The following is a 10,539-nucleotide window of genomic DNA, read 5'->3' as shown; positions in this document are numbered from 1 at the left end:
GCCGAAGTACATGAAGGCCCCCTTGCTTGCGCCTGACGCAAGCAAGGGGGCCTTCATGTACTTCGGGGAACGTCAGGTACGGGCGTTTCTCCGGGCGTACCGGATCGAAGACTGGAAAGCGACTGCTTAGTACGGCAGACTCGGCGTCAACTTGCACTCGACGACGAGGAGTCACCCGTGACCGACCACCCCTCCCGCGTAGCGATCGTCACCGGCGCCGGCCGTGGCATCGGCGCCGCCGTCGCCAACCGGCTGGCCTCCGACGGATTCGCCGTCGGCCTGCTCGACCTCGACGAAACGGGCGTCAAGCAGGGAGCCGAAGCGATCGTCGCCGAGGGCGGCAAGGCCGTCGGCGTCGCACTCGACGTCAACGATGCCGCGCAGGTCGAGGCCGCGGTGACCCGGGTCGCCGAAGAACTCGGCGCGCCGACCGTGCTGATCAACAACGCCGGCATCACCCGCGACAACCTGCTGTTCAAGATGACCGAACAGGACTGGGACTCGGTGCTCGGCGTGCACCTGAAGGGTTCGTTCCTGATGACCCGCGAGGTGCAGAAGTACCAGACGCGGGAGAAGTGGGGCCGCATCGTCAACCTGTCCAGCACCTCGGCGCTGGGCAACCGCGGGCAGGTCAACTACTCGGCGGCCAAGGCGGGCATGCAGGGCTTCACCAAAACCCTCGCGATCGAACTGGGCAAGTTCAACGTCACCGCGAACGCCATCGCCCCGGGCTTCATCGCCACCGACATGACCGCGGCGACCGCCGAGCGGATCGGCATGTCCTTCGAAGACTTCAAGGCCGCCGCCGCGTCGCAGATCCCGGTGCAGCGCGTCGGCACCCCCGACGACATCGCCAACCTCGCGTCGTTCCTGGTGAGCGACGGCGCCGGGTTCATCTCCGGACAGGTCATTTACGTCGCCGGCGGACCGAAGGACTGAGTCATGCGTGAATTTGCCTCCCTGCAAGAGTTCGAGAACGCCGTCGGCGAGCATTTCGGGTACAGCGAATGGCTTACGCTCACCCAGGACCGGGTGAACTTGTTCGCCGACGCCACCGACGACTACCAATGGATCCACGTCGACGTCGAGAAGGCGGCGGAGGGACCGTTCGGCGTGCCGATCGCCCACGGGTTCCTGACGCTTTCGCTCATTTCCGGATTTGTCGGGAAGCTCTACCGGGTCCACGGGCTCACGATGGGCATCAACTACGGCCTCAACAAGGTCCGCTTCCCGCAGCCGGTCAAGGTAGGCGCGAAGATCCGGGCGGGCGCCGAACTGATCGAGGTCACCGACGTCACCGGTGGCAAACAGGCCGTCGTGCGCTGGACGATCGAGATCGACGGCGAGCCCAAACCGGCGTGCGTCGCGGAGATGGTCGTCCGGCTCATCGCCTGAGCGAAGTGACCTCCGGCACCCTGGCCGGGGCACCACTACCCGACATACCGACTGGTCGGTACTGTCATCGGAAAGCCAGCAGCGGGAGGCACCATGAACCAGACCGACCTGCCGGGCCTCGACCTGGCCAGGCTCAAGGCCTACTTGGACGAGCACCGGCCAGGGCTCGTCCAGGGGGAACTGAGCGGCCAGGTCGTGCAAGGGGGCCGGTCCAACCTCACCTACATCGTGGGTGACGGCCGGTCGGACTGGGTGGTCCGCCGCCCGCCGCTGGGCCACGTCCTGCCGACCGCGCACGACATGGGCCGCGAGTTCCGGGTGATCTCCGGCCTGCACGGGACGGCCGTCCCGGTGCCGGAAACCGTGCTGCTGTGCGAGGACACCGACGTCATCGGCTCGCGGTTCTACGTAATGGAGTTCGTCGAGGGCACGCCGTACCGCACCGACACCGAACTGGCCACGCTCGGCCCTGCCCGGACGAGGGCGATCGCGGACGAACTGGTCGACACCCTGGTCGCACTGCACGCCGTCGATCCGGAATCGGCAGGGCTTGGCGACTTCGGCCGTCCGGAAGGCTTCCTCGAACGCCAATTGCGGCGCTGGAAGAAGCAACTCGACGGCAACCGCAGCCGCGACCTGCCCGGCGTCGACGAACTGCACGACCGGCTCGCGTCGTCGGTGCCGGTTTCGGGCAGGCCGTCGATCATCCACGGGGATTACCGGCTGGACAACGTGCTGGTGAACGCCGACGACCGGATCACCGCGGTGCTGGACTGGGAGATGTCCACCCTCGGCGACCCGCTGACCGATCTCGCGCTGCTGGTGGCCTACGCCGAACGCGACACGATTTCACTGCAGTTCGTGTCCAATGCCAGCTCCGCTCCGGGTTATCCGCGCAACGACGAGGTCATCGCCCGGTACGCCGAGCGTTCGGGCCGTGATGTCTCACGGCTCAACTGGTACGTGGGCTTCGCTTTCTTCAAGCTCGCGGTCATCTTGGAGGGCATTCACCTCCGCTACAGCAAAGGCCAGACCGTCGGCGCCGGGTTCGAGGGCATCGGCGCGGGCGTCGTCCCGTTGATTGCGCACGGCAACGACACTCTCAAGGACGAATGACGGGACGTGCGATGACTTACTCGAAAGATGACCGCGCGGCGCGCGTTTCGGCCGAAGGCCTCACGAAGGTGGAGGCAGGCCGCCCTCAACGAAAACGAGAGAAGCCCTTGGAAGCCGCGGCCTGGCTACGCATTCGTCGACCGCGCGCCCCCGAATACAAGGAAGAAGGGTAAGATGGACTTCGCCTTCGACGCGAAAACCGAGGAGCTGCGGGGAAAACTCCTCGGCTTCATGGATTCGCACATCTACCCCGCCGAGGCCGTTTTCGAGCGGCAGCTGGCCGAGCGCGACAGTGAATGGTCGCAGCCGCCGATCGTCGAAGAGCTGAAGGCCGAGGCACGCGAACGCGGGCTGTGGAACTTCTTCCTCCCCGGCGACCACGGCGCGGGGCTCACGAACCTCCAGTACGCGCCGCTGGCCGAGATCACCGGCCGCAGCGTCCGGCTCGCCCCGACCGCGCTCAACTGCGCGGCCCCGGACACCGGGAACATGGAAGTCCTCACCATGTTCGGTACCGAGCAGCAGAAGAAGCAGTGGCTTCAGCCGTTGCTGGCCGGGGAGATCCGGTCCGCCTTCGCGATGACCGAACCCGACGTCGCCTCCTCCGACGCCCGCAACATCGCCACCAGCATCCGCCGCGACGGCGACGAGTACGTCGTCAACGGCCGCAAGTGGTACATCTCCGGCGCGATGAACCCGAACTGCAAGATTTTCATCGTGATGGGCAAAACCGATCCGGACGCGCCCGCGCACAAGCAGCAGAGCATGATCCTGGTCCCCCGCGACACCCCTGGCATGACGGTGAAGCGTGGGATGCACGTGTTCGGCTACACCGACGGCGACCACGGCGGCCACGCCGAGGTGATCTTCGAGGACGTCCGCGTGCCCGCGGAGAACCTCATCGCCGGCGAGGGTGACGGGTTCGCCGTCGCGCAGGCCCGGCTTGGACCGGGACGGATCCACCACTGCATGCGGGCCATCGGGATGGCCGAACGCGCGCTGGAACTGATGTGCCGCCGCGCCTTGTCCCGCGAGACGTTCGGCAAGCCGATCGCCGAACAGGGTGTGGTGCAGGACTGGATCGCCGAGGCACGGGTCAAGATCGAGCAGCAACGGCTGCTCGTGCTCAAAACCGCGTGGCTGATGGACACCGTCGGCAACCAGGGCGCGCACACCGAGATCCAGGCGATCAAGATCTCCACCCCGATCACCGTCGAATGGATCCTCGACAAGGCCGTGCAACTGTTCGGCGCGGGTGGGGTCAGCCAGGACTTCCCGGTCGCCGAGATGTGGGCACAGGTGCGGACCCTGCGGCTGGCCGACGGCCCGGACGAGGTGCACAAGCGCTCGCTGGCGCACCGTGAACTGAAGAAGTACCGCGCGGAGGCAGCGAAGTGACCACAGCTCAAGACCTCAAGAAGCGCGTGGCCGATCTGCTGGCCGCGTATCCACCGGAAAGCACGCTACGCCAGGAGTTCCTCGACGCGCGGTTCGACGCCGGGCTCGCCTGGATCCACTTCCCCGAGAGCCTCGGCGGCCTCGGTGCCCCGCGCTCGCTGCAGACGGTCGTCGACGCCGAACTCGGCGCGGCGGGTGCGCCGGACAACGACAAACGGCGGATCGGCATCGGCCTCGGCATGGCCGCGCCGACCATTCTCGCCTTCGGCACGCCGGAACAGCACCAGCGCTTCCTCCGTCCACTGTGGACCGAGCGGGAGGTGTGGTGCCAGCTGTTCAGCGAACCGGGCGCGGGTTCCGACCTCGCCGCACTGGGCACCCGCGCGGTGCGCGACGGCGACGACTGGGTCGTCACCGGGCAGAAGGTCTGGACGTCGGGTGCGCACAAGTCGCAGTGGGCCATCCTGGTCACCCGTACCGATCCCGACGTGCCGAAGCACGCGGGCATGACGTACTTCCTGTGCGACATGACCGCGCCGGGCGTCGAAGTCCGGCCGCTGCGCCAGATCACCGGCGAGGCGGAGTTCAACGAGGTTTTCCTCAGCGAGGTCCGGATCCCCGACGCGCACCGGCTCGGCGCGGTCGGCGAGGGCTGGAAGGTCGCGCAGACCACGCTGATGAACGAACGCGTCGCGATCGGCGGCGCCGGTTTCCCGCGTGACGGCGGCATGGTCGGCGCCGTCGCGAACACCTGGCGCGAGCGCCCGGAACTGCGCACCGCCGAACTGCACGACCGGTTGCTGAAGCTGTGGGTGGAGGGCGAAAGCCTGCGCTTGGTGAGTTCGCGGCTGCGGCAGCAACTCGCCGCAGGCGCGCCAGGACCGGAGGGTTCCGCGGTCAAGGTCGCGTTCTCGGAGCTGAACCAGGCCGCGTCGGGGCTGGAGATCGAACTGCTCGGCGAAGAGGGCCTGCGTTACGACGACTGGACGATGCGGCGCCCCGACGGCGTCGACTTCTTCGGCCGCGAAGCCGGCTACCGCTACCTGCGCGCAAAGGGGAACTCCATCGAGGGCGGCACCTCGGAGGTCCTGCGCAACATCATCGCCGAACGCGTACTGGGACTGCCGTCCGAGCCGCGGATCGACAAGGACGTCGCCTGGAAGGACCTGCCCCGATGAGCGACCTGCTGTATTCCGAGGTCGAAGAGGATCTTCGCGCGAGCGTCCGCGACCTGCTCAAGGCCCGCGCGGAACCGGCGGCGCTGATCGCCAGGACCGAGACGGCCGAACCGTACGACCTCAAGCTGTGGCGCACGCTGGCCGCCGATCTCGGCGCGGCGGGCCTCGCCGTCCCGGAAGCCTTGGGCGGGCACGGCGCTTCGGCGCGTGAGGTCGCCGTCGTGATGGAGGAACTCGGGCGCAGCGTCGCCCCGGTCCCGTACCTCGGCAGCGCCGTCCTGGCGACGTCGGCCTTGCTGGCGACCGACACCGCGCAGGCCGAAGTGGCCGAACGGCTCGGGAAACTGGCCGCGGGGACGCTCATCGGCACACTGACCGTACCGCTTTCGGCCGCGCCCGGCGCCGAGTTCCCGTCGACGGTCACCGCCGGCGCGGACGGGACACTGAACGGGCAGGTCAGGAGCGTCGTGGACGCGTCCGTGGCGGAACTGCTCGTCGTCCCGGCGGTGGGTCCCGATGGTCCCGGCCTCTACACCGTCGACGCGGCTTCGACCGGAGTGACGGTCACCGAGGCGATCTCGCTGGACCTGACCCGGCGCATCGCCGACGTCACGCTGGAGAACGTGGCGGCGAAGCACGTCGCGGACGCCTCGACGGCGCCGTCCGCGCTGGACACGGCGCTGGTGACCGCGGCGGGACTGCTGGCGTCGGAACAGCTCGGGATCGCCGAATGGGCACTGACCGAGACGGTGCGGTACCTCAAGGAGCGCTACCAGTTCGGCCGTCAGGTCGGGTCGTTCCAGTCGCTCAAGCACCGGCTGGCGAACCTGTACACGGACCTGGTCAACGCACGGGCGACGGCACGCTACGCCGCGGACTGCCTGGCCTCCGGTGAGGACATCCCCATCGCCGTCGCGGTGGCACAGGCACGCAACTCCCCCATCGCCGTCCACGCCGCCGAAGAGGCGATCCAGCTGCACGGCGGGATCGGCATGACCTGGGAGCACCCGGCGCATCTGTACCTGAAGCGCGCGAAGAGCGACGAGATCGCCTTCGGCACCCCTGGACGGCATCGTGCGGCACTCGCGCCGCTGATCAACCTGCCTGCCTGACTCGTTTCGGCGGGGTCCGGAAAGTGTCGGACCCCGCCGGTACAACTGTTCGAACATCTGATCGAACAGGGAGTCATCATGAAACTGCTCGTGGCCACCTCGAGGACCCAGGGTGCGCGGGAGAACGACTTCAACGACTGCGTCGAAGGCGAACTGATCTGGATCGCCCCGAGCTGCACCGAAGGCGGCACCTCGCCCGATTCCGCTTGCGGATGCGGCCGGTCGTTCGGCGGGCTGAGCTCGCATGAAGGGACGACGACGGCACTCGTCGCGGACCTGCCCGGATTCACCTACTCCGACTACGCCGACGCACTGAGATCGAGCCTGGCCGACCAGGACCTGCCACCCGAAGCCGCCGACGAAGTGGCGATGGGGCTGCTGGCGTTCACCTCCGGCTGGGAGGTGGGAACGGTGCTCGAACGCCGCTGTGACTGGTTCGCCGAACGACTCGTGCCCGTGCCACCGGGCTAAGTGGTCGGTTTCGGCAGTCCTTCGGGGTCTCGACGGCCCAGCTTCCCGCTGGACGTACGGCCGAAAGGCCCGAGTACAACCCGGTACGAGAACCCTTCCGGCCGCACACCCAGCGGAAATCTGGATCCGCCGACACCCACGAAAGACTTCCGAAACCAACCACTAAGCCTATTCGGGGCGCAGCGCGGCCAGCAGGAGGTCGGCGTAGTGGTCGCCGATCTGGCGGGCCGAAAGCGCGCCGCCACGCCGGTACCAGGAACCGAGGTGGTGCACCGAGCCGAAGAAGAAGTCGACGATCACGTCGGCCGGTTTGTCCGCGCGGAATTCACCGGACTCCTGGCCTTCCTCGATCAGTGTGCGGAACCGCTCGTGGTACTTGCGGCGTTCCGCGCGGACGGCCTTCTGCTTCTCCACGCTGAGCTGATGCATGGACTGCATGAAGATCGTGTTGTCGTCGAGGTTGTCGATGGTGCTGACGACGACGTCGGACGCGGCCGAACGCAGCCGCTCCCGCAGTGGCGCCTCACCCGACGCCACCTTCTCCAGCTGCTCGGTCTGCGCACGCAGCACCCGGGCGTAGATCTCGTAAAGGAGGTCGTCCTTGGAACCGAAGTAGTGGTACATCGCCCCCTTGGTGACCCCGGCCGCCTCGACGATCTCCTGCACGGAGGTGCGGTCGAAGCCCTTCTTCGCGAAGAGCTTCGTCGCGTGCGACAGCAGCCGGCGCGGCACGGCGGCCTGGTCGTCGCCGCTCGCGTCGGCCGGACCCGCCTTGCGGGTGGTCGCTCGTGTCATGGCCGGCTCCTTCTCGTGCGGGCCCTCAGCATACCGGCCGGTTTGTCGACGGTGGAGTTACCGGCTCTCGGCGGGCTCGCGGTCGAATCCGGCCGCGGGCGCGGTGCGGTGCTCGACGGCCTCACCGGGGAGTTCAGCCGCGGCGCGCCCGTGAATACCCTCGCGGGCGTTCACCCGAGGGCAGTCCATTATGGACAATGGCACGCGAAGAGGCCGCCACGGGTTTCGCACCCGAGACGGCCCTTGCCTCCGGTCAGACCGTTTCGCGCGTGGCAGCCACGCCCTCTTCCGCGGCCAGCGCGGTGCAGGTGCGCACCCACAGCTCCCAGCCCGCCAGCGCCTGGTTGCAGTTCCAGCCGGTCCAGCGCATCGCCTGGGCGCCTTCGTTGCCGGCGCGGTTGCAGGCTGTCTTGCTGCTCCAGCCCTCGCTCTGTTTCCGGTACGGCGTGCAGGAAGCCGCGGCGACGTCACCCGACGCCCCGGCCGCGCACGGTTCCGCGGTGCTCGCCATCGCGGAACCCGCGGTGAGCACCGATCCCGCGACGGTCGCGGCGAGAACGGCCCCACGGAACACGAAACGTTTACTCATTGAGTTTTCCTTACCGCGAGCAAGACCCCGGACCCACAGTGGCCGATCCCCCGGCGAAGATCAACCTCCGCCCGGGGCCACCTTGCGTGGGATGACTCGCGTTGACAGGCCGCGGCCAGGTCCACGATCGCGGTTCTGTCCGATATCCACGGTGGTACCAGGAACTGTCGTGCGGCACTGTGTGGATTTGGGATCATCCAACGCGTCAAAATCCACACGGTCAGCGAAGGCGGTCCGGCCCCCACTCCCGCCCCTAAACTCCCGCGCGCCCGCGCGCGTTCGGTCACCGGACCGCCCCGGCTTGGTCCATCCACCCGATCAGACGAGTCCTGGTCCCAGTTCATGGGCGCGGTTGCGCATGCGTGCATCCGAACGGTCCACTCACCCGCACGCCGAACGGAAGGGAAATCATGTCGGTCACCGACGAACTCCTGGCCAACAACGCCGACTACGCTGCGCGCTTTTCCGGACCTCTACCCTTGCCGCCCGCCAAGCACATCGCCGTGCTCGCCTGTATGGACGCCCGCATCAACGTCTACGGCGTGCTCGGCCTCCAGGAAGGCGAAGCGCACGTCATCCGTAACGCGGGCGGCGTCGTCACCGAGGACGAGATCCGTTCCCTCGCGATCAGCCAGCGTCTGCTCGGCACCGAGGAGATCATTCTGATCCACCACACCGACTGCGGAATGCTGACTTTCACCGACGACGAGTTCAAGAAGTCGATCCAGGAGGAAGTCGGGGTCAAACCTCCTTGGGCCGCCGAGGCGTTTAGCGATCTCGACGAGGATGTCCGTCAGTCGATCGGGCGAATCAGGAACAGTCCGTTCATCCCGAAGAAGGACTCCGTCCGCGGCTTCGTTTTCGACGTCGCCACCGGAAAGCTCAACGAAGTCGCCTGAACGACAGCAGGCCGCGCACGGCGAAAACCGTGCGCGGCGCCGGAAATCACTCGCCGACGACCTGCTCCACCTTGCGCTGCAGTTTGTTCATCCCACCGAGCCAGCGGTCGGTCTGCGTGGCCCGCGCGGCGTAGTAGTCCGCGACCTCGGGATGCGGCAGCACCAGGAAACGCCCGGCCTCGATGGCCTCGAAAAGCGCGTCCGCGACCTGCTCCGGCTGGATCGCCGACGCGCCCATGAGCAGTTCGCCGGCGGGCCCGGTGTTCTCCAGCATCGCCGTCCGCACACCCTGCGGGCAGATCGCCTGCACGGTCAGCCCGCGATGCCGGTAGGTCGCGGACAGCCATTCGGCGAACGCGAGCGCGCCGTGTTTGGTCACCGAGTACGACGCCGAACCGAGGGTGGTCAGCAAACCCGCCGCCGAAACGGTCGAAATGAAGTGCCCGCGACCGCGTTCGAGCCACACCGGCAGGAGAAGCCGCGAAGCACGCACGTGCGCCATCACGTTGACGTCCCAGATCCGCGCCCAGTCCTCTTCGGGCGCGTCGACGCCACCCATCGGCGCGATTCCGGCGTTGGCACAGAAGACATCGACTTCGCCGAGCGTCTCGCGCGCGATTTCGATCAGCGACGCGACACCCGCTTCGCCCGCGGCGTCACCGGCGACAGCCGTGCCGCCGACTTCCTTCGCGACTTCGGACGCGGCGTCGCCGTTCAGGTCGGCGACGACGACACGCGCGCCCTCGGCGGCGAACCGGCGGGCGAGCGCGGCGCCGATTCCGCCGCCTCCGCCGGTGATGACGACACCGGCTCCGGCGAACGCCGCGGTCACAGGCCACCAGCCAGGGTCACGCCGCCGTCGAGGACGACGGTCTGCCCGGTGATCCAGCCCGCCTCTTCCGAGAGCAGGAACGACACGGCGCTCGCGATGTCGGCCGGCACCCCGAGACGTTTCATCGGGTACGACGCCGAAACCTCTTCCTCACGGCCTTCGTACAGCGCGGTCGCGAACTTGGTCTTCACCACGGCGGGCGCGACGGCGTTCACGCGGATCTTCGGGCCCAGTTCGAAGCCGAGTTCCTTGGTGAGCCGGATCAGCGCGGCCTTGCTGACGCCGTACATGCCGATCCCGGGCGACGCGCCGAGCCCCGCGACGGACGCGACGTTCACCACCGCGCCGCCGTGTTCCCCCATCCACGCGTCCCGCGCCCGGCGGGTCCACGAAAGCGGAGCGAGCACGTTGACGGCGAAGATCTTCGCGGCGGCTTCGGGCTCGATGTCCAGTGTCGGCCCGTACACCGGGTTGATGCCGGTGTTGTTGACCAGCATGTCCAAGCGACCGAAGGCTTCGATGGTCTTGGCGATGACCTCGTCCTGGTGCGCGGTGTCGTCGGCCTTGCCAGGGACGGCGATGGCGACGCCCTCGCCACCGAGTTCGGCGACGGCCTCGGCCAGCGGCTCCGGCTTGCGCGCCGTGATGCACACCTTCGCACCGCGCTCGACCAGGTCCTTGGCGATCCCGAGCCCGATACCGCGGCTCGCGCCGGTGACGATCGCGACGCGATCCTTGAACGAGTTCACTCTTC

12 protein-coding genes are annotated in these 10,539 nt (G+C 67.9%); 8 read left to right on the top strand and 4 right to left on the bottom strand.

Annotated elements, in window-relative coordinates; all coding sequences use genetic code 11:
- The first annotated feature begins 177 nt into the window (after window positions 1–177).
- The 7 genes from fabG to AB0M65_RS26155 all read left to right on the top strand — a co-directional run bounded on the left by fabG (window position 178) and on the right by AB0M65_RS26155 (window position 6,670).
- Entirely contained in the window at window positions 178–939 is a 762-nt protein-coding gene (fabG, locus tag AB0M65_RS26185) for a 3-oxoacyl-ACP reductase FabG (RefSeq protein WP_364032675.1), read from the top strand.
- Window positions 940–942: 3 nt separating this feature from the next.
- Window positions 943–1,395 (top strand): MaoC family dehydratase, encoded by a 453-nt coding sequence (locus AB0M65_RS26180; protein ID WP_364032672.1) that lies wholly within the window; start codon window positions 943–945, stop codon window positions 1,393–1,395.
- Window positions 1,396–1,488: 93 nt separating this feature from the next.
- Window positions 1,489–2,511, top strand: a complete 1,023-nt coding sequence (locus tag AB0M65_RS26175; RefSeq protein WP_364032669.1) for a phosphotransferase family protein — start codon at window positions 1,489–1,491, stop codon at window positions 2,509–2,511.
- A gap of 174 nt (window positions 2,512–2,685) precedes the next feature.
- Complete coding sequence (locus tag AB0M65_RS26170; protein ID WP_364032666.1) at window positions 2,686–3,909, top strand: acyl-CoA dehydrogenase family protein; 1,224 nt, start codon at window positions 2,686–2,688, stop codon at window positions 3,907–3,909.
- Window positions 3,906–5,087, top strand: coding sequence for an acyl-CoA dehydrogenase family protein (locus AB0M65_RS26165; RefSeq protein ID WP_364032663.1), 1,182 nt, complete (start codon window positions 3,906–3,908; stop codon window positions 5,085–5,087). The genes AB0M65_RS26170 and AB0M65_RS26165 overlap by 4 nt, the downstream gene beginning before the upstream one ends.
- Window positions 5,084–6,199 carry an acyl-CoA dehydrogenase family protein gene (locus AB0M65_RS26160; RefSeq protein WP_364032660.1) on the top strand — a complete coding sequence of 372 codons (1,116 nt, stop codon included), beginning with the start codon at window positions 5,084–5,086 and terminating at the stop codon, window positions 6,197–6,199. Before AB0M65_RS26165 ends, AB0M65_RS26160 begins: the two co-directional genes overlap by 4 nt.
- 78 nt (window positions 6,200–6,277) lie before the next feature.
- The gene (locus AB0M65_RS26155; protein ID WP_364032657.1) at window positions 6,278–6,670 is read left to right on the top strand and encodes a hypothetical protein; all 393 of its coding nucleotides are present in this window, start codon (window positions 6,278–6,280) and stop codon (window positions 6,668–6,670) included.
- Window positions 6,671–6,838: 168 nt separating this feature from the next.
- Here AB0M65_RS26155 and AB0M65_RS26150 read toward each other — a convergent pair whose 3' ends face one another.
- On the bottom strand, window positions 6,839–7,465 hold the full coding sequence (locus AB0M65_RS26150) for a TetR/AcrR family transcriptional regulator (protein ID WP_364032654.1): 627 nt from the start codon (window positions 7,463–7,465) through the stop codon (window positions 6,839–6,841).
- Between the two features lie 253 nt (window positions 7,466–7,718).
- Window positions 7,719–8,054, bottom strand: a complete 336-nt coding sequence (locus AB0M65_RS26145; protein WP_364032651.1) for a hypothetical protein — start codon at window positions 8,052–8,054, stop codon at window positions 7,719–7,721.
- A 410-nt stretch (window positions 8,055–8,464) separates the two neighbouring features.
- Between AB0M65_RS26145 and AB0M65_RS26140 the strand changes: the two genes are divergently transcribed.
- The gene (locus tag AB0M65_RS26140) at window positions 8,465–8,953 is read left to right on the top strand and encodes a carbonic anhydrase (protein ID WP_364032648.1); all 489 of its coding nucleotides are present in this window, start codon (window positions 8,465–8,467) and stop codon (window positions 8,951–8,953) included.
- Between the two features lie 46 nt (window positions 8,954–8,999).
- Here AB0M65_RS26140 and AB0M65_RS26135 read toward each other — a convergent pair whose 3' ends face one another.
- Together AB0M65_RS26135 and AB0M65_RS26130 are read right to left on the bottom strand one after the other, a co-directional pair.
- On the bottom strand, window positions 9,000–9,785 hold the full coding sequence (locus tag AB0M65_RS26135) for an SDR family oxidoreductase (RefSeq protein ID WP_364032645.1): 786 nt from the start codon (window positions 9,783–9,785) through the stop codon (window positions 9,000–9,002).
- Window positions 9,782–10,534, bottom strand: coding sequence for an SDR family oxidoreductase (locus AB0M65_RS26130; protein ID WP_364032642.1), 753 nt, complete (start codon window positions 10,532–10,534; stop codon window positions 9,782–9,784). Before AB0M65_RS26130 ends, AB0M65_RS26135 begins: the two co-directional genes overlap by 4 nt.
- Window positions 10,535–10,539 lie beyond the last annotated feature (5 nt).

The sequence above is a fragment of the Amycolatopsis sp. NPDC051071 genome (assembly GCF_040682875.1).
Taxonomy (GTDB): domain Bacteria; phylum Actinomycetota; class Actinomycetes; order Mycobacteriales; family Pseudonocardiaceae; genus Amycolatopsis.
This window is presented reverse-complemented; position numbering and strand designations above follow the sequence as displayed.

What these genes read in the sequence shown, in the direction of transcription:
- AB0M65_RS26180 (WP_364032672.1), top strand. Translation starts at nt 943, where the DNA reads ATGCGTGAATTTGCCTCCCTGCAAGAGTTCGAGAACGCCGTCGGCGAG.
- AB0M65_RS26175 (WP_364032669.1), top strand. Translation starts at nt 1,489, where the DNA reads ATGAACCAGACCGACCTGCCGGGCCTCGACCTGGCCAGGCTCAAGGCC.
- AB0M65_RS26170 (WP_364032666.1), top strand. Translation starts at nt 2,686, where the DNA reads ATGGACTTCGCCTTCGACGCGAAAACCGAGGAGCTGCGGGGAAAACTC.
- AB0M65_RS26160 (WP_364032660.1), top strand. Translation starts at nt 5,084, where the DNA reads ATGAGCGACCTGCTGTATTCCGAGGTCGAAGAGGATCTTCGCGCGAGC.
- AB0M65_RS26155 (WP_364032657.1), top strand. Translation starts at nt 6,278, where the DNA reads ATGAAACTGCTCGTGGCCACCTCGAGGACCCAGGGTGCGCGGGAGAAC.
- AB0M65_RS26150 (WP_364032654.1), bottom strand. Translation starts at nt 7,465, where the DNA reads ATGACACGAGCGACCACCCGCAAGGCGGGTCCGGCCGACGCGAGCGGC.
- AB0M65_RS26145 (WP_364032651.1), bottom strand. Translation starts at nt 8,054, where the DNA reads ATGAGTAAACGTTTCGTGTTCCGTGGGGCCGTTCTCGCCGCGACCGTC.
- AB0M65_RS26140 (WP_364032648.1), top strand. Translation starts at nt 8,465, where the DNA reads ATGTCGGTCACCGACGAACTCCTGGCCAACAACGCCGACTACGCTGCG.